Genomic DNA, 17,098 nt, shown 5'->3' with positions numbered 1-17,098 from the left:
TTAATCGTCCTTTGATAGGATCTGCATGTTTGAAGGCAGACGGTCGTTAAAGTAATCGCGCACAGCGCCGATCCGGCCTTGACGGATCTGCCATGCCCGAAAGTCAGCCTTCATCGCCAAAGCGAAGGTGATGACTGCCACCAGGCACCCGCCGATGAGAAGATAGAAGGACCGATAGCCGAGAACGTAGAGAGCCGGGATAGCAGCGAGTGCAATGCAACCTGCTACCATGTAGATGCTGGAATCCCTGTCCCACGCCGCCAGCGCTGCATCTATTTCCTTTGCGTCGAGCCCGTCACTCAGTTCTTTGAAGCGCTGAATGCCGCCATCGGCATATCGATCTCCGAAGCTTCTCGCCTTCAACCGGCCTTTCGGCCGCAACTCGTCGATCGTGTTCTGAACATTGTCGGCAGCATCTTCCGCAGCATGTGATGCTGCGTTGAAAAAGACCTTGATGCCGAAAGCCCGTTTCAGGTTCCAAGAGGCGAAACGACGGATGCGACCTTGCTCACTCATTGCGCTGCGCTCGCTGTCGTTACGGTCGTGCGACTGTCGCGCTCGTCAAGGCTGTTCGACAACAGCGCTGCAATTGCCGATGCTTGGCGGCGCTCGAGATTGAACCTCATCCAATCGACATGAAGGTTGAGAGCCTGGGTTAGCAGTTGTTCGCGCTGCACAGCGGCGGGAGACATGCCAGCCAGTTCCTTGTGCCACTCTGGATTGGAAAAGCGGGAGCGGACGAAAATATCTACCGCCTGCAGTTCGGAAACATGCTCGCCTACTTCGTAGGGATAGGATTCCGTCACGGCTTTTTTCGCCCAATCCGCAAGTTCTTTGCCACCCGTAGGAGCCGCAATGTCACCAAGATAGCTGTAGATCGAATGTGCTGCCGAACGGCGGGTAGCATCGACCTGACGAGCCGCAACTTGCGCCCTGCCGGCCGGCGATCTCATTTCCGCTTGAGTGATCGGCTTTGGCGGAATCGGATCGACCATGTTGTTGATCATCCGGACGTAAGCCTTGGATACTTCTCCATCCGACGTATCGAGAGTGATCGCGTCGGTTAGGAGGCGAACATCTGAAGTCGGATCAGCGAAGCCGGCGACATTCCTCAACTCGTCACGGTCTGCAATGATCGCGTTTGCGACCGCCAACCCACCTTCCGTTACCGGTTTGCCAATATCCTCGTTGCCGTATGACCAATTGCGGGATGCGTTGGCAACATCGTTGCCGCCGTAGCCCGCGACCCCCTGCCCTGGCTTGCCCATGCTGAAGATGCCCGACAAGTCGAGGCAGGCCGAGGTAGCCGGATCGTACCGACCGCCTTCCGCTGCAGCTCGGGCCTTCTGGCGCTCACGGATGGTTTCTGCCATCTGAGCGGCTTCCTGGGTCCGGGAGTTAGCTTCGATCGCGCGGTTCTGATAGGCACTCAATTGCGCGACGCCCTTCAGAATGGTTTGCGCAATCTGGTTGCCAACGTCAGTCGTATGAGAATTGATGTTCTCCTGAGCGCGGTAGACGATGTTTTGAACACCGCCGCAGGAGCAAGCGGCCAGTGCCGCATTACCGACGGAAAGGGACGCGAAAGCCGTTCCAGCAAACAGCAACGATTTGATGACTGCCTTCATCACAGGCCTCCCGGTCCATAGAGATCGTTATAGAGATTATTCAAAAGCGAGCCGTCATTCTCACGCCGCCCGGAGTTGTTGACCGAGGGCTGGTCCATATTTAGCGAGCCGCCCTTGTAATCATAGTTCAACGTCGGCACAGACCCGCCGCCCATACCGCCGGGCAACTGCAAGGAATCGAAGGATGGCAATTGAAGCGCGGACTGGAGCGGTTCAGTCACCTTGTTCCATTGCTCTTGCGCATAGGAGCAGATTTGCTGTTCGGCGTTCGACAAAGCCTGATTGAAAATCTGGCTCAGGTCCGGAACCTGGATTGCAAAATCAAGATTGACCTTCATCAGATTGTCGAGGCAGCCGAGCGAATCCAGTGACGGTGGCTTTTGAAGGGCTGCTTCATGGCGCTTCACTTCCTTGTCGATACCCGCGCGAATGGCCTCGACGAGGTTGATTTTCACCGTATCGACGCAGCCTTTGCCGCTATCTTTGAAAAGCTGCTCTATTTGGTCTGCATGAGCCGGCGAGGTCGCCATTGCCAGGCCACTAACGGCACAGACCGATAGAAGTCGGATGATTCTCATAGCGTTGCTTTCTCCCCTTGGAATGGTGGGATTTCTCGGATGAGAATCGGCCGTTTTGTGCCGATTCCGGGGAACCCTTCGGTCTGGTCGTACATGCCGCCGCCAGTCTCTCCGCCTAATCCGCCCTCCAAACCTGCGAAGGATTGACCGTTCATGGCCGCCATGCGTTTCAGCAAGTGAGCTTGAAGCTCTGCATAGGAGGAGAAGCCATTCGCCGTCAGATACGAGGCAGGCAAGACAGAGGGGTCAAAGCCGCTGGCGACCCAATCGTTGAGCGCACCGGCGCCGAGGAAGTGAGCCGCGCCGAGCAATCCGTCCTGGGTGATCTCGACACCGTTGATCGTCTGTCCGACGAGGCCGCGCGCCTGACTGCTCAGGGATGACCAATTGCGGGAAGCGAGCTCCATATTCGCCGCATCTTGAAGAGCGGCCCCCGCGCTCGAATAGCGAAGATCATTCAGGCTATTGACGCCTGCGGCTCTGGCCTTGTCGGTAGCGACATAATTGTTCCAATTGCCGGTGGAACCACTACCCGTATATTTGAAATATCCGAGAGATTCCCATGTGCCGGCCGTGATCTGATAACGACCGACGGCACTACCGCCGTTTCCGTTGAAGATTGAATAGGAGTTGCCGCCTTCGAGCTTGGACGTGTTTTCATTATAGTCCGCCCACGCAGTAAACGGCTGCAGCAATGCCAAGCACAGTATGACCATAATCGAGCGTTTCATCGCTTCTGCCCCGCTATCGTGATCTTCATGGCGTTGATGACGGAGCGCGGGTTTTTGTCGCCAAGCGAATAGGTCACAACGCCGTCCTGCGTCGCGACTTCGATCAGATGACGATTATTGTCGTCACGCTCGTCAATGACTGAAAAATCTGGTCCCCATGCTTCGAGAACGTCGATGAGCTGCTTTTTCCCATCGAGAAAGATCACGGGACACGCCGAATTGCCGCAATAGTAATTTGACCGCACCAGAATAGCGGTCTCGTCACCATCCTTAATATTGACGTCTTGAGCGAGAACATTCGACGGCTCGAGCGGTTCTGACCCTCCCTTGAAGCGCTCTTTCAGCGCTTCGGTTGCGGCCTTCAGCTCATCTTCTGTCGGAGTTCTGTTCTTGCGCTCTTGGGGTACGGGTTGAGCCATATAAGCCGTTCCCGACCATTGCCAGAGGCGATGACCATCATAGAGCGGCTTCATGCCCGTCGCTGCAACGGGACCAAGCCCAACGGACTTGCCCGGCACCCGCCAAACCTCAAGCCATTGTTTATCGTCATAGTACAAAGCGGACACGAAACACCCGGTCGCACAACCGCGGGCCTCGCCGAGCAAGACCACCATCTGGTCGTAACCATCTGTCGGTTCTTCGAGCCAGACGCGCTTTGCCTGCACGATACGAAAATCACGCCCATACATTTTCCGCGCCGTCGCCGTCGCATCCGAGTCCTGCTTTTCGAAATTGATGGTTTCCGTCACCAGGTCGTCAATGTTGGACTGAGCCAGAGCAACGCTACCAATCGCGCTTGCCAACAGCGCGGCTGTAATTGCCTTTATCACGAGGCCTCCTTGATCAGTTCGTCCGCGAGCTGGCGAATTGCGTTGCCCCGAACCTTGTCATCAATTGCGACGCCACGATCTTCCATGTCTGCAAGACGGCGCTCGATCGTGTCCTTTGCCGAACCTGAAGGGAAACGGCGCGCGAGAATGCGCCGGGCTGCCTTCGAACCGAGGCTTTCGTAAAGCATCGTGCGTAGCGAGGTGTCCTCAGCCGTCGTTGAGAGCGCCCAAATTTCAATCGGGCCGAGCTGGTTGAATACGTGCTGGACATACGTGCCTGACCGCAGGTTCAGCATCGCCAGCAGCGGTGCGCCCTCCCCTTCGATCGGACCACGAAGCCCGCGCATAATGTCCATGATCGATGGGGTAAGATTGTAGGTCGATGCAATCTGACGGATAGATTCCTCCGTCGGCACGTTACAGAACCAGAAGCTGTTGGCGAGTTTCTGAATGCTCGTGTCGAAATCTTCGAGAAGCTGAGACGCAAGCGTGATTTGCACGCCGGCCTTACGACCGACGCGGCCGAGATTGATCATCTGGTCGCGGAAGCTGTCCAGGCCGCCAGTCAAATGATATTCGTCGACGCAGAGGCGCTTGCCCATCTGCCGGTTGTTCTCGATCCGCTGAAGATGATAGGCGCGAACCTCGTCGCTTAGATCACGAGCACGGATCTCGTCAGCATCCATCCAGAAATCGGTGGTCAGGGTCTGAAGCGAGACCATATACATGATGGCGGTCTGTCGCTTGGCGTGTGGACCTGTCTTCGCGGTTACGCCGGCAAGGTCGAACGCGATGATGCGGGCGTTCGAAACATCGAACCGCGTCGGTCGGGCCAGGATCGGATAATCGCGGCACGCCGCCGTCAACATGCGCTGGAAAGCTTTCAGCACATCCTCGCCGGTTGGTGCCTTCATATCTCGGAATGGCTCTCGTACGATTTCGGAGTTAGAGACATTCACGAGATCGGCCAAGGTCGGGACGGCATAGCGCTGCGCTAGTGCAGCCTCATGATATCTCCCCTTCGAGAACAGATAGTCGGTGATCTCGTACCATGTCGTCGCGGTGTCAATCTCGAAACCAAGCTCTTCGAGCGCGGCGTCAACCTCGAAGGAATCGGATTTGGAATAGCGCTTCGGTGAGCGGCTATCGCTGAAGAACTTATAGGCTTCGTCGATCGTTGCGCCCGCAAGCGCACTGATACCGTCATAGGTCGCCTCCTCACCGTCCGGGGTACATATGAGGCAGAGCAGGTTTACAAGGTAAGCTCGCTCATATTCGAAGGGGTGACGCATGCACAGTTGCAGGTCGAGCGGGTTGACCGAATATTGTTCCGACATTTTCAGCCGATGAAAGACGGCTTCATGGCGGCGCTGGACCGGTAGAGCATCGCGAATGAGGCTGATCAGGCCTGACGACGATGGACCAATGTCGATAATCGAAATACGCGGCAACAGGCCCTCGTTAGACCTGCTTCGACCTGACTGGCGTGACAACGCCACGCCGAGATTGATCGAATTCATCAGGACCGATTTGCCGGAACCCGGCGTGCCGACGATCAGGTCAACCCAGCCCAACTGTTTCGAGGAACCGGGTTGATACGGCCACAGCTTGCCGTCTTTCGTCCGGAACATGACGGAACCCTGTTGCCATGGGCTTGCAGGTCGTGCGATCGGCGCAAGGGCAAAAGCGTCGGCAAGGCTGGCGGCGGCCGCCGGTGCTGTCGATTGTGCATTGAGCGCTAGAGCCGACGACATCACGCACTGGACGGGATCTCCGACCAGTGCGTCCGTCTGGCAGTTGCCCCATCGTTCTACCGTCCGCCGCAGGGTCGCCACATGCCGCTGCAGCGTCTCTATATCCGTCTTTGGCGCCCATGCTGCAAACGAGCAGCGCCACCGAACGACGGTATCATCCGCGCCGTCATCAAGACGCAGTTTCTCGAAAGCCTTCTTGATGCGTGAATTGTGGATCGGTGCGGTCCACGTCATGATATTCGTATATGTTTCCTTGAACATCTGCCCTTGGAAACCGCCGGAATCGATCAGCATCGACATCCGCCAGGAAATGCGTTGATTGCTGTCGAGCACCCTCCGGATCAGGTCATTGAATTGCACAACGACTTCCGGTCCAAGCGATATGTCGAAACCGGAGAAGACTGTTTCACCAAGTTGCACCGTCGTTTGGTCAATGATTTCGCCATGCTCATTGATGAGCTGTCGAGAAAGCAACGGCCAAAGGAGGTTCGAAACCTCGCTTTTCTTGAGTTCTTTGACAGATTTGGGCATACGAGCCCGCGCATAATCTCCGGGTAAGATCGCCTTCCAGCTATCCCCCGCGATCAGATATTCCGGGTTCAGCACGCCTTTGATCTGCGACAGGGCCTCATGCACTTCCAGCGGCTCGATTTCGATACCGACAATGTTGGCTTCTCGCACCATAGCCTCGCAGAAGGAGCGATGCCTTGTAACGAGGGCGTCGATCGCCAGCGCCGGCCACTGTGCATGCCGCATTTGCGGCGCACCCTGCATATCTTTGCGGGCCTTTTCCGAACTGGTTTTCAGCTCTTGGCGCGTGAGCAAGGTAGGCCGCGACCACAGCGCCATGAAACAACGCTCGCCGGTCAGACGTTTCGGCAACAATTGCCGCCGCTCGTCTATGAGATCGTGAATATCGAGGCCCGTATCGGCCGCAACGCCTTCAGTTACCGCAAGTGCACGATTGATGTCGGCCGCACCTAGTTCCGGGGTGTGCCCGAACCAGAACTGAAGCGTATAGCCGGCAGTTCCCAATTGCGAGCTGAAGGCAAGGCGGAGATCCGTCACCGCCTTGCTGATTTCCTTCTCGCCCGGCATGGACCGGAAGCCTTCAAGCCGAAATACCGTCACCAACGAACCGTCATCGGCAACAAGCATGTTTTCGCCTTCAGATGTCACAAGCCGGCAATAGCCGTCCAGCGACTTCCGCAGCGCCGACCGACCGATAACAGCCGCCAGCGTGTCCAGAATTCCGATCCCTCCCATCATCAGTTGATCGACCGCAAGGTTCCGTCAACCGACGTGGTATCGGCACCAGAGCCGAAGAACGTCGTCACACCCATGCCGAGGAATTCCGGAACGGCAATGAACAGTGCGGCCGCAACGCCGAACCAGATCGCCGTAGCTGGCCTTGAAGACGTATCATGCGGGTTGCGGTTGTGCTGCACCAGCTTGTTGATCGCCAGCATGGCGAACACAACACCAATGATGAACGAAGCCGCGCCGAGGAAGTCACCGGCAGGGCCGAGCGTATCATTGCGAACATTCGTCAGAACTTCGCCAAGGCCGCCACTCGATTGAGCGAGCGCCATGGTCTGGTAAGCAAACGTCCCGGCAAAGAGTGCCGCCGTTTGTATCCATGCCTTCTTCATAAGTGCTTTCCTTTCTTAGCCGAGCACAAGTTCTTCGATATAGCCGACGAACATCACGATATTCATCGCGAGTGTGCCGCCGATTAGGTGTGCGATGCCGAAGCCTAGAAGGCCCGGCGAATGCGCAGTTACAGACCTGTTGCACATCAGCAGACCGCGTATGAATCCGAGTAATCCGATAAACTGGACAACCCGCAGGAGAGCGATCAGAACAGACCGTGCTTGTTCATGATCGAGCGGAGCGAGCATTTCTGGCGCGTAAGCAAAAATTTCCGAGGCTGCGACCGTCTCGTCCACCTGGAAAAACGACATCAGGAATGCCGATATTGTAGATGACAGGGAAATTAGCAGGACGGCAGTGATGATCCCTGCCGTTGGCGCCCAAACTACAGAATCACCTCGCCCAATGAATTGACCAGACGAGCGACGTTCGCTCGCTAACGCGAACCCGTGGATAGATGATAGAGCCAGAACAATACCGATAATGAAGCATGTCGCGGCAACAAGCGCCTGTGCCGGCGGGATCAGGTCAGCGAGCCGCTGAACCAATCCCACCAAGCCATTCAGTGCTTCACCGTTTCCGCCCATGGCTCACCCATTTTACTGCGTCGCCGCAGCATCCTCTTTCGGTTTATCTCCGGCGGCGCTCGCTTCCGCTACCTTTTCCGGCTTCGGAGTTGGAACGGGTGGTGCCTTCGCCTTCGGGGTCACAATCTGATGTCGGGCATTGCCGAAAACCGCCTCGTCTGCCGGAGCTTCCCCGTCATTGCCAGCTTGAGCGGAATAGCCGTTTCCTCCCGGCTGGATCAGGCCGATAATTGCCTGATCCTGTGCCTTGAGTTCTCGCAGATGCGTGATGATCGTATCCACAACGCCGTTCTGCGAAGTCAGCGTTGTGACCTCCGCACGCAATGCATCGTTGTCGGCACGCAAATCAGCTACCTGACGTTTTAACGCAATAATTTCACGCTCAATCGGGGTTGGCGTAGATGTTTTTTCTATTTTGACTGAATCTGATTTTTCGCCGTGCGCACTACCCGCAGCAAAATATAGTCCGCCACCAGCAATTGCACAAATTCCGACTATCAAGACTACCCGGAATAGCATGCCTCTGTCGCTATCCTCCGTAGGTAGCCGAGATAGATTGTCATCATGCCTGCCTATACTCATCTTGTGCTCTGCGTGTGCTTTCGACAACACGAATCGAACAATTTTCGATTGTGGCCTTTTGGGGGTGACAATGAGACTCTTTATGGCATATTCAGACGATATTGCAATATAAAGCAAAAGGAAAATGCGGGAATGAATGCCTACAAAATCCTCCTCGCGTCATGTGCCATTTTCGCTACAGGTCTGCCCGCCAAGGCGGAATTGAATCTCTGGCAGCAGAATTTTGTGGGCTGCTCGGTCTCATCTTCACCCTATACAACGCAGGTCCTTTTCAAGGACGCGTCGAAGGTTCGCCCGCTCATGCAAATTGCCGGGATGAACGCATGGGCGGTTCCAACTGCTGATGGCGGCCAGCAAATCGCGCTCACCACACCGGACGGTCTGACGATTTACGGTCGCATCGTCGGCCCGCAGGGTGAAGACATTTCCGCCGCTCTTCTGGCGACCACACCAACCGTCACACCGGAACCTTCGCCGTTCGATCCGCAGTCGCCAGCCACCTCATCAACGACGACCTCTCAGGCTGCCGCTAATGTTATCCGGTCGGTTCCCGGAGTAGGAACCGCCGCGCAGATAGCGGCCGCGGCCGCCGCACCACAAATCGGACAGTCCTCCCCTGCCCCGGTTGAACAACCATCCACGGCAGAGCCGCAACAGGCTGCTTCGGCTACCCCGTCTGTTGAGAGGCCAGCAAGCAACAATTCGGTCGCTGCATCGGCAGCACCCGCAACGCAAGCCGCTCAATCCACGCAGGCCCCTACCGCCGCAACGCCGCCACCAGAGGCTCAGCCGCAACAGCAGGCGCAAACCGCTACCCCTCCGCAACAGCTCGCATCGGTGGGCTCGCAAACCGTTCCAGACGTTCCCAAGGCAGCCAGCATTGAACAGCTTATGCAGCAGGCTCAGGATTTCGCTATGTGGTTCCCTGCCAATAAGCCAAAGCCCGGTTCGCCTCTCGTCTACGTCTTCGTTGATCCCACCTGCCCGCATTGCGCATGGTCGTTCGAGCATCTGAAGCAGCGGATCGATGACAACACGATTGACCTGCGCGTCATCATGGCCCCGATCCTTTCGCCCGAGGCCGCGCAGATCGCGGCTTCAATCATGCATCAGGAGGATATTGCTACGAGCTTGCGTGACCAGCTCGCATCCGTGATCGGATCGGGCAAGCCAGCGCCGAAGGTCGATCCGAAGAACTTCGACAACGCCGTGGTCGCAGCTATGCAACGCAATGTCGATTGGATGCGTCTCAATGGCGTTCCCGGAACCCCATTTTATCTCTATCGCACGAAGGAAGGTGCTCAGTTCGCCTTTGGCGCTCTCAATGATGCACAACTAGCAACCGCTCTCCCCGACGCGCAGCCAGCCGCTACCGCCAACAACGCCGGAACCGCCGCCCAATGAGCCAGAACGCCGATTACGGCCAGATCGAAACAATCCTCATGCGGGCGGACGTTTATCGGACCGCCTATCGTCGCATGAGCATCATCGCCCTTGCCTTGCTTGTCGTCGCCGTGATCGCCGTCCTGGCGGCGGTTAGCCTCGCGTTGACAAGGCCGGAGCCGCGATATTTCGCAACGACAGCCGACGGGCGCATTCAGCCGCTCATACCGCTCGATCAACCACATTTGAGCGCCGCTGAGATAGCGACCTATGCGGCAGAAGCCGTCACCCGGTCCTTTACCTATTCATTCGCCACGTACCAGCAGGATTTTCAGGACGCGCAGCAGTATTTCACCAAGCCGCAAGGCTGGAATTCATTCGTTGATGCTGTTCAGAAATCCGGAACGCTCGAACTTGTGAAAAACCGCCGTCTCAACACGACTGCGATCGCACAACGCGCAGTTATCGTGCGAGAAGGCGTCAATGCCAATGGCGTCTACGAGTGGATCGTTCAGATGCCGGTACGCGTCACCTATCAGTCTGCATCGGAAGTGACAGGCCAAAATTTGATGGTCACGATCACCCTGCAGCGTTTGCAAAGCTATGAACACCCGCGCGGCGCGGCTATCTCCCGCTTCCTCGCGGCCCCCGGAGGTGCTTGATGAGAATGTTCGCCGGCAATATCGCTTTTCTCCTTGCCTTGAGTGGGTCCGCACTTGCTCAACAGGCTGCTCAGCCTGCGCAAACATACACGCCTCCAACGCCAGAGGCCGCCGCCGAACTGCCTGTCCAACAGCCTCAGCAACAAGAGCAGGTATCTCAACCTGCCGACGAGCAGGAAACTCAAGGGCAAGGCCAACCTGCATACTCCAAATACGGCGAAGCAATGCCCGGACAGGCCGCGCAACGCCAGCCACGACAAGCCCCGAATGTCCCGATCATCGGCGCCCGCCGTCTGATGCAGTCACTTTCCGAACTGGACCGTCCCCTGACGCCAGAAGAGATTACGGCCTATGGCGCAACTGTTCAGTCGTTAATGCCGATGTCTCCGGAAATCATCCGCGATTATCGGCGTAGGGTCGATGAAAGCCAGAAGGCCGCGGCGATGCCGCCAAGCGGTTTCAGAGCACGGCCAATATCTGATTCCGTGCGTATGTCGCTCAAGTCGAATCAGGCGCTCCAAACCCTGTACACGACGCCAAACACGGTATCGGTAATGGCTTTCTACGACCGCACAGGCAAAGCATGGCCGATTGCCAGCTTTGTCGTTGGTCGAGCCGATTCTTTCCAAGTCTATGCGCTGCAGGAAGGTTCGAACCAGATCGCAGTCACGCCGCTCGTGACGCACGGCTATTCGAACCTGATAATCTCGCTTGTCGAGGAAGATCGCCCGATCGTGATCAATCTCGAGACAAGCGATACCAAGACGCATTTCCGCCGTGACATCACCGTTGAGGGGTACGGCCCAAATGCCGCGGTCTCGCCGACGGAAGTTTCCGTTAAAGAACCGCCTTCCAACGGGACGATGATGGCCTTCGCACAAGGTGCGGATCTACCAAGATCGGCAATCAAATTGCGGACATCTGACAGCAATGTTGAGGCCTGGCTTCTCGATGGAGCCTATTATCTCCGGACATCTGACACATACACCTCCCCGTCCCCACAAGCCATGCTGACGGGACCGGGAGGCGTCCATGCCGTGAAAATCAAGCCCTCCCCCGTTGTGCTGATCTCGCGCAATGGCACGATTTCCAGAGTGAGGATTTCCCAATGAGCGACGCAAGCGACGAAAACGCTAAGAATTCGGCCGAGCGCGAGGACGCCGCTCCGGACCTGGCCGGTGCAGCAACCGTCAACCGTTCGGGCCGCAAACGCGGATCACGAGTTCAGACCTACGTCGTAATCGGTTTGCTCGCCTCAGCCGTCGGCTATGTCGGCTACTCCATGTTCAAGCAAAGCGACCTTGCACCATCCCGTATTTCGCGTGGCCCCAATGTCGATGCTACGCCAGCCGGACAGCAGCAGGCCGATTCCGAACGGTATCAGCAATCGCTTGATGCGGTTAACCAGCAGGGCGCGCAAACGGCTGATCAAAGCGGGGGCAGCTTCCTCGCTACGCCAGACGAACCGTTGCGCAATATTGACGATATTCGCGACGTCACGAAGGAGCCCTACCCTCGCCAACGTCCGGTGGCTCCTGCCAACGAAGTTCCGACGCAGCGGGTTGAGAATTTCACTCCTGACCGCCGACAGGCCATGACCCCGGATGACTACAGTGACATAAATACGCTTGCCGGTGCGATGGCCGCCCAAGCTGCAAGCTTAGCGTCGCAATGGTCTCCCAAGGGATCAGTTAATACGATCGTTCTCAATCAGACGCTCTACAAGTCGCCCGAACAGCGACAGGCCGAGGCCGAGGCAGCACGACAGGCCGCCCTTTCTGGCAATGGTGGCGTTGTCGACGGCGCAAACATGCTGATCAAAGCCGGTCAGATCCTCTTTGCACGCACCGTCAATGCGTCCGACTCCGATACGCCCGGTCCCGTCGTCGCCGAGATATTCCAAAAAGGCCCTCTCTATCGCGCTCGAATGCTCGGGTCATTTCAGCAAAACCGCAACACGAACGCATTGATTGTCGAATTCAGCCGCCTTGTGATGGCCGATGGCACGGAAGTACCGATCTCGGCATATGCCGTTGATGGTGCCAAAGGCTCCATCGCCGTCAAATCAGACGTAGATCATCGGTGGCTTGCCCGCTACGGGCCGCGACTTGCCGGTGCCTTCATTTCCGGCCTTGGCGAAACCATGTCGCGCCCAAGCCAGGAAATCATCATTGGCAATAACTCCACGACTGTCGTTGATCGCGAAACCGAGCTGAAGGACGCGCTATATGCCGGCGCTGGCCGTGTTGGCGATCAGCTCGCCAGCGAAATCGAGGACATGGCCCCGAGTGGACCGCTCGTCAAGCTTGGCAGCGGCTACACCATTGGCGTCCTATTCATGCAGGGCGTACCCAACGTTCAGGCCACGCTTAATTCGGTTGCTACGCGATGAGTGAACAGGAATTCGAAGACGGCAACCGCTTCAAAAGAAAGGTCCATTGGCGCGACTCCATGCGAGAACCCCGTCTCATGATCTTTGATGCCCGCCTGGTCTTCTTTTTCCTGCTTCTGGCGGTCCATCTTGCGGTCTGGACCGCCGTTCTTCTCCTGGCAGCAATGCTTGTGTTCTGGCTCGTTGAACGGGCTGGATATCGTTTCCCGAGTGCTCTCAGGACGATCAGGGCCACCTTTGCGGGTCATAGGAGGCCGGCGTTCTATCAGAGACGTTATCGCGAAGCCGTAGACTACGGATTCGAATATCGCCGCTCCCCCTCCCCTCCCCCGATACCCGCTCAGAAGGCTCCGGCAGTAACGGAGCCCGAACCTGTCGAGACACAGGCGGGCAGTCTCCCATTAGCCGCTGAATAAGCGGCTATTTTTTTGCTTCGCATTCACTTCCCAATGGAATATATAAGCAAAACGTTTTCCATAGGTTTTAAATAGGTATACCATAATAAAACCTTTGCGAAACGTAGGAATTGCGTTTACCATCCGTTCATAATCCAATGATAAAACCGATAGTGAAGACATTCGCATGGTTTCGGATGCGTCCACTATCCGAATAGCAAATAGATACGGAAGATGATCGTATGGCTGTCGTTTCCTTCATGACCACCAAAGGCGGCGGTGGAAAAACCACAAGCGCCACGCTTTTTGCGACCGTACTCGCAGAGCAGGGCGCTTCGGTATGCATGATCGACGCCGACCCCAATCAGCCGCTTGTCGGTTGGGCCACAGAGGCGGTTCATCCCAAATCGTTGACGGTGATCGGCGATGTACATGAGGACAACATCATCGAGACGATCGAAGAACAATCCGCCAAGCATATGTTTGTGGTTGTCGATCTCGAAGGCTCGGCAAACCTATCGACCGGCTACGCGCTGACCCAAAGCGATCTGATACTTATCCCGTTGCAGCCGTCCAAACTCGATGCCAACGAAGCGGCCAAAACCCTGAAGTTCATCCTCAGACAGGGTAAAAGCAGTGGGAAGACAATGCCTGCACGAGTATTTTGGGCTCGCACGCCAGCCGCATATATTACGCGCAGCGCTCGCGATATCGGCTCGCAATTCGAGGAAGCAGGAATCGGCTTTCTCGAAACCAGCTTGATCGAACGAGAAGCCTTCAGGGGCATCTTCAACTACGGCAGGACACTGGAGAACCTGACCGAAGATCAGGTTCCCTCACTTGAGAAGGCTCGGGCTAACGCCGCCGCGTTCACCGGTGAAATCATCGCCTTGCTGAAGGAGCACCGCACATGAGCACGCACAATATTCGCCTTGATCTGGATGAGTTTAAACCAGAGGCCAAGAAGGCCGATCCTGCTGCAAAGGCGTCCGTGGAAAAGCTTGCCGAGGCAACCGGTTTCAAGACGCGTCATGCACCGGAACAGACCCGCAATGAGCCGAAACCTTCCCCGAAACCCGACTCCCTACCTGCACCGGCCGCCCCGGTAGCGCCAGTAGCATCAGAAGGAGAGGGCGAAGCACGTCGCCGTGGTAGAAAACGGACCACCAATCGTAACACTCCCTTTGCCGTGAAGCTGAAGGTCGAGACGAACAACCTGATCTATGAGTTTGCCGACCGCCTCGAATGCAACGCGATTGCCGAGGTCCTGGAACTGGCACTTGGCGCACTTCAGAAAGAACTTGACGAGGGCATAGACCCTCGAGCTCGCGCGGCCGAACAGGCGGCCGCCCAGGGCTAATGCCCGGCGGCCGGGTAGGGGAGGGCTGGCAAGCGTTTGCGAACGCGGTTAGCAGCCCCAGGCTTTCGCGGCGGATCTATGCCCGGCGCGCTGCGCTCGCCGGGCTTCTGATCGCCGCGACGCTGTTCCTACTCCTCCTGCAGGGACATATCGGGACTGCCATGACAATTCCGGTCATTTTCATAGGGCTGTGCTTTGCAGCCCTGTTTACCGGCCCTCTTGCGGAAATAGTCGCCATATGGTCGCGAAACACGTTCTACACGTCCAGAAGCGGTCAATGGATCGTCTTTCCACTGACCTTTGCTATCTCTCCCATTCTGGCGCCGGTCGTGCTCGCCGTTTCGACTGTGCAATTCCTCAAATCGACGTCCTGATCCAGAGTAAAGCCTAGTGGCAATGAGAGGTCGTGTGAATTGGACGCTTTCATATCGAATGATAGGATCTGATGAACGAAGATGATCAACGAGAACTGGAGGGATTAATGCTGGTTGACGATCGAAACTTGTTACGAATTGCTGGATATGCTGCTGCTACGGCTTTCGTGGGTGCTGCGTCACTCGGATTTCATAAACCTTTTTTGAGTTGGTTTGCGCTTTTGGCTGTGGCTATCGTCGGCGGGCTATTGAGCTATGCGCCTGGTCTGGTCCACCGTTTGCGATTTCAGGAAGCGTCCAGCATAGTTTTGGTGAGCGCTCTTGCAACAGTGATGGGTGAGGGCCTTTGGCTGGAAATTTTTGCCGGTTGATGCGGTTTTTGCGCACAGTTTAGACCGCTGATATTTCATGCAGAATTATGCGATTTGGAACCTAACGGCCGGTTTGCTTGCGTTACTGGATATATGAGTTTCCGTTTTGAGAAGGCGACTTAGGGAAGCGTGAGGTATTGCAGGATTGTGTGCGTCTGCCTATGGCACCGCCGCCCTATTCGCCGGTTTCACCGGCTCACCGAACCATCCGTGCCGTTTGCCAGCCTTCGCAACGGCGTTTCCGGTCTTTTGCTCCGCAAGCCCGTCTCTTGCCTGCTTCGTCAAGGCTCCCGGCACGTCCGTTTCGGCCCATGCGGGTGACGACCGGACTGACGCGGCGATGCCATCGCTTCGCTCATGCCATCGCAGAATAAAAGTCGGCCGTAGGCCGTCCTATTCGCGTCAACGCGAAAAAGGATGCTCATCATGCATATGAGAAGGCTTGTTCAACTGGCGATGTCCGGCGTCTTGGTTCTTGGCTCGTTCGCTTTCGCTGAAGAACCGGACTGGACCGGACGCTCACAACAGGAACGAGAGGCCGATAGTTCGGACTCCCGGCACGAAAACCCCGAGGAATCGACAGAGCAACCGCCTGTTCTCCCGCCGCCAGCCTCGCCAAGATCGCCCAAATAATCAGGAACGGAGAGCCGCGTTGCGGCTCTTGCTTGTTTGTCTCGAGGGGGAGAGATCGGCCGCCGGTCTCTCCCCCGCAACAGGCAAAACCGGTTTCCCCGTCCTTCCGCGGGCGAGCTCGCCGGCGTTGCCGGCGAACTCCCCCTTGTGCAGGACCAGGTGCGCGGATTTTGCGCGTCCCGCGCGGATCCTCGCAACCTGTCCCTTCGGGCGGGTGATCCCCCTCCGGTTTTGCCTGTTGCCCCCCTCTCTCCGGTCGGATCGCCGACTGCTCGGGAGCAGGAGCCGGGCTCCTGCCCCTCACCGGGACAGGAAGACCGCTTCGCGGATCAGGAGAGAAAACACCATGGCGAAACTCAGCAAAGCACAGCGCAAGGCCCATGCCGAGGCAGAGGCGATCCTGACAAAGGACCGCCTGACCGAGGACGAAAAGGATTTTGTTTTCCAGAACTGGCATGAGGGCGCAAACTTTGAGACCGGCGCGGCTGGCGCATTCTTCACGCCGTGGGACATGGCAGCAGATTTCCAGATCGATACGCGCAGCGGGCGCGTGATCGACCTTTGCGCAGGCATCGGCATTTTGAGCTATTTCATCCATCATCGCAGCCTGTGGGGCGGCGGTAGGGGGGCCGATATCACATGCGTTGAGATCAACCCCCGTTATGTGGAGATCGGGCGCAAACTCTTGCCGGAGGCCCGTTGGATCAATGCCGATGTTTTCGACTGGCGCGAGCTTGATCTAGGCCACTACGATTGCGCCATAGGGAACCCGCCGTTCGGGAGGGTGAAGCGGCAGGGGAATGGCCCGCGTTATCGCGGTCAGGACTTCGAGCTTCACGTTATCGATATCGCTTCTGAGCTTGCCGACTATGGCGCTTTCATCGTGCCGCAGCAGTCCGCCAGCTTTCGCTATTCCGGAACGCAGCTTTACCAACGTCTTGAGAAGGGGCGCGGCGTCGATTTCGAGCGTCAGACCGGCCTTGAAATGATGGGCGGCGCAGGTATCGACACGGCTTTTTATCAAGACAAATGGAAGGACGTTGCCCCCCTCTGCGAGATCGTTTGCATTGAATTTGCCGAATGCCGCGAACGCATGAAGGCCGAACGTGACCGGATCGCCGCCCGACCCATGCCGCAAATAATGCGGCAGGCCGAGCAACTGGCCTTGCTGTGAGGGGAGATCGG

19 protein-coding genes are annotated in these 17,098 nt (G+C 56.9%); 10 read left to right on the top strand and 9 right to left on the bottom strand.

Annotated elements, in window-relative coordinates:
- The 9 genes from FG152_RS23845 to FG152_RS23805 are packed head-to-tail and all read right to left on the bottom strand — an operon-like array spanning position 1 to position 8,106.
- Complete coding sequence (locus FG152_RS23845) at positions 1-516, bottom strand: hypothetical protein (protein WP_100560318.1); 516 nt, start codon at positions 514-516, stop codon at positions 1-3.
- Positions 513-1,628 (bottom strand): conjugal transfer protein TraW family protein, encoded by a 1,116-nt coding sequence (locus tag FG152_RS23840; protein WP_100560320.1) that lies wholly within the window; start codon positions 1,626-1,628, stop codon positions 513-515. The genes FG152_RS23845 and FG152_RS23840 overlap by 4 nt, the downstream gene beginning before the upstream one ends.
- On the bottom strand, positions 1,628-2,206 hold the full coding sequence (locus FG152_RS23835; RefSeq protein WP_100560321.1) for a hypothetical protein: 579 nt from the start codon (positions 2,204-2,206) through the stop codon (positions 1,628-1,630). The genes FG152_RS23840 and FG152_RS23835 overlap by 1 nt, the downstream gene beginning before the upstream one ends.
- Positions 2,203-2,937, bottom strand: a complete 735-nt coding sequence (locus tag FG152_RS23830) for a hypothetical protein (RefSeq protein WP_100560323.1) — start codon at positions 2,935-2,937, stop codon at positions 2,203-2,205. Before FG152_RS23830 ends, FG152_RS23835 begins: the two co-directional genes overlap by 4 nt.
- A complete protein-coding gene (locus FG152_RS23825; RefSeq protein WP_100560325.1) occupies positions 2,934-3,767 on the bottom strand; it encodes a hypothetical protein in 834 nt (277 codons plus the stop codon). Before FG152_RS23825 ends, FG152_RS23830 begins: the two co-directional genes overlap by 4 nt.
- Positions 3,764-6,790: a putative type IV secretion/conjugal transfer ATPase gene (locus FG152_RS23820; RefSeq protein ID WP_100560326.1), complete on the bottom strand. Its 3,027-nt coding sequence runs from the start codon at positions 6,788-6,790 to the stop codon at positions 3,764-3,766. Before FG152_RS23820 ends, FG152_RS23825 begins: the two co-directional genes overlap by 4 nt.
- Complete coding sequence (locus tag FG152_RS23815) at positions 6,790-7,173, bottom strand: hypothetical protein (RefSeq protein ID WP_100560328.1); 384 nt, start codon at positions 7,171-7,173, stop codon at positions 6,790-6,792. The genes FG152_RS23820 and FG152_RS23815 overlap by 1 nt, the downstream gene beginning before the upstream one ends.
- Positions 7,174-7,188: 15 nt before the next feature.
- Complete coding sequence (locus FG152_RS23810) at positions 7,189-7,761, bottom strand: hypothetical protein (RefSeq protein ID WP_100560330.1); 573 nt, start codon at positions 7,759-7,761, stop codon at positions 7,189-7,191.
- 12 nt (positions 7,762-7,773) lie between these two features.
- On the bottom strand, positions 7,774-8,106 hold the full coding sequence (locus tag FG152_RS23805; RefSeq protein ID WP_112700681.1) for a hypothetical protein: 333 nt from the start codon (positions 8,104-8,106) through the stop codon (positions 7,774-7,776).
- A gap of 369 nt (positions 8,107-8,475) precedes the next feature.
- On the opposite strand from FG152_RS23805, the gene FG152_RS23800 reads away from it, so the two are divergent.
- From FG152_RS23800 to FG152_RS23755, 10 genes are all read left to right on the top strand, one after another.
- Complete coding sequence (locus FG152_RS23800; protein WP_157803365.1) at positions 8,476-9,747, top strand: thioredoxin domain-containing protein; 1,272 nt, start codon at positions 8,476-8,478, stop codon at positions 9,745-9,747.
- The gene (locus FG152_RS23795) at positions 9,744-10,388 is read left to right on the top strand and encodes a type IVB secretion system apparatus protein IcmL/DotI (RefSeq protein ID WP_100560336.1); all 645 of its coding nucleotides are present in this window, start codon (positions 9,744-9,746) and stop codon (positions 10,386-10,388) included. The genes FG152_RS23800 and FG152_RS23795 overlap by 4 nt, the downstream gene beginning before the upstream one ends.
- Entirely contained in the window at positions 10,388-11,500 is a 1,113-nt protein-coding gene (locus FG152_RS23790; RefSeq protein WP_198513220.1) for a DotH/IcmK family type IV secretion protein, read from the top strand. Before FG152_RS23795 ends, FG152_RS23790 begins: the two co-directional genes overlap by 1 nt.
- On the top strand, positions 11,497-12,780 hold the full coding sequence (locus FG152_RS23785; RefSeq protein ID WP_100560338.1) for a TrbI/VirB10 family protein: 1,284 nt from the start codon (positions 11,497-11,499) through the stop codon (positions 12,778-12,780). Before FG152_RS23790 ends, FG152_RS23785 begins: the two co-directional genes overlap by 4 nt.
- Positions 12,777-13,196, top strand: a complete 420-nt coding sequence (gene icmT / locus FG152_RS23780; protein WP_198513221.1) for an IcmT/TraK family protein — start codon at positions 12,777-12,779, stop codon at positions 13,194-13,196. The genes FG152_RS23785 and icmT overlap by 4 nt, the downstream gene beginning before the upstream one ends.
- 221 nt (positions 13,197-13,417) lie before the next feature.
- Positions 13,418-14,089, top strand: a complete 672-nt coding sequence (locus tag FG152_RS23775) for an AAA family ATPase (protein ID WP_100560340.1) — start codon at positions 13,418-13,420, stop codon at positions 14,087-14,089.
- Positions 14,086-14,535 (top strand): hypothetical protein, encoded by a 450-nt coding sequence (locus FG152_RS23770; protein WP_100560343.1) that lies wholly within the window; start codon positions 14,086-14,088, stop codon positions 14,533-14,535. Before FG152_RS23775 ends, FG152_RS23770 begins: the two co-directional genes overlap by 4 nt.
- Positions 14,536-14,696: 161 nt before the next feature.
- Positions 14,697-14,909 carry a hypothetical protein gene (locus tag FG152_RS23765; RefSeq protein WP_157803367.1) on the top strand — a complete coding sequence of 71 codons (213 nt, stop codon included), beginning with the start codon at positions 14,697-14,699 and terminating at the stop codon, positions 14,907-14,909.
- A gap of 71 nt (positions 14,910-14,980) precedes the next feature.
- Positions 14,981-15,280, top strand: a complete 300-nt coding sequence (locus tag FG152_RS23760; protein WP_157803368.1) for a hypothetical protein — start codon at positions 14,981-14,983, stop codon at positions 15,278-15,280.
- A 979-nt stretch (positions 15,281-16,259) separates the two neighbouring features.
- Complete coding sequence (locus FG152_RS23755) at positions 16,260-17,087, top strand: class I SAM-dependent methyltransferase (RefSeq protein ID WP_100560350.1); 828 nt, start codon at positions 16,260-16,262, stop codon at positions 17,085-17,087.
- Positions 17,088-17,098 lie beyond the last annotated feature (11 nt).

The sequence above is a fragment of the Ochrobactrum sp. XJ1 genome (genome assembly GCF_024701725.1).
GTDB lineage: Bacteria > Pseudomonadota > Alphaproteobacteria > Rhizobiales > Rhizobiaceae > Brucella > Brucella anthropi.
This window is presented reverse-complemented; position numbering and strand designations above follow the sequence as displayed.

Excerpts from the sequence above, each read along its gene's own strand:
- FG152_RS23800 (WP_157803365.1), top strand. The coding sequence starts at position 8,476 with ATGAATGCCTACAAAATCCTCCTCGCGTCATGTGCCATTTTCGCTACA.
- FG152_RS23760 (WP_157803368.1), top strand. The coding sequence starts at position 14,981 with ATGAACGAAGATGATCAACGAGAACTGGAGGGATTAATGCTGGTTGAC.
- FG152_RS23795 (WP_100560336.1), top strand. The coding sequence starts at position 9,744 with ATGAGCCAGAACGCCGATTACGGCCAGATCGAAACAATCCTCATGCGG.
- FG152_RS23840 (WP_100560320.1), bottom strand. The coding sequence starts at position 1,628 with ATGAAGGCAGTCATCAAATCGTTGCTGTTTGCTGGAACGGCTTTCGCG.
- FG152_RS23815 (WP_100560328.1), bottom strand. The coding sequence starts at position 7,173 with ATGAAGAAGGCATGGATACAAACGGCGGCACTCTTTGCCGGGACGTTT.
- FG152_RS23830 (WP_100560323.1), bottom strand. The coding sequence starts at position 2,937 with ATGAAACGCTCGATTATGGTCATACTGTGCTTGGCATTGCTGCAGCCG.
- FG152_RS23810 (WP_100560330.1), bottom strand. The coding sequence starts at position 7,761 with ATGGGCGGAAACGGTGAAGCACTGAATGGCTTGGTGGGATTGGTTCAG.
- icmT (WP_198513221.1), top strand. The coding sequence starts at position 12,777 with ATGAGTGAACAGGAATTCGAAGACGGCAACCGCTTCAAAAGAAAGGTC.
- FG152_RS23755 (WP_100560350.1), top strand. The coding sequence starts at position 16,260 with ATGGCGAAACTCAGCAAAGCACAGCGCAAGGCCCATGCCGAGGCAGAG.
- FG152_RS23765 (WP_157803367.1), top strand. The coding sequence starts at position 14,697 with ATGACAATTCCGGTCATTTTCATAGGGCTGTGCTTTGCAGCCCTGTTT.
- FG152_RS23790 (WP_198513220.1), top strand. The coding sequence starts at position 10,388 with ATGAGAATGTTCGCCGGCAATATCGCTTTTCTCCTTGCCTTGAGTGGG.
- FG152_RS23775 (WP_100560340.1), top strand. The coding sequence starts at position 13,418 with ATGGCTGTCGTTTCCTTCATGACCACCAAAGGCGGCGGTGGAAAAACC.
- FG152_RS23820 (WP_100560326.1), bottom strand. The coding sequence starts at position 6,790 with ATGATGGGAGGGATCGGAATTCTGGACACGCTGGCGGCTGTTATCGGT.
- FG152_RS23770 (WP_100560343.1), top strand. The coding sequence starts at position 14,086 with ATGAGCACGCACAATATTCGCCTTGATCTGGATGAGTTTAAACCAGAG.
- FG152_RS23785 (WP_100560338.1), top strand. The coding sequence starts at position 11,497 with ATGAGCGACGCAAGCGACGAAAACGCTAAGAATTCGGCCGAGCGCGAG.
- FG152_RS23845 (WP_100560318.1), bottom strand. The coding sequence starts at position 516 with ATGAGTGAGCAAGGTCGCATCCGTCGTTTCGCCTCTTGGAACCTGAAA.
- FG152_RS23835 (WP_100560321.1), bottom strand. The coding sequence starts at position 2,206 with ATGAGAATCATCCGACTTCTATCGGTCTGTGCCGTTAGTGGCCTGGCA.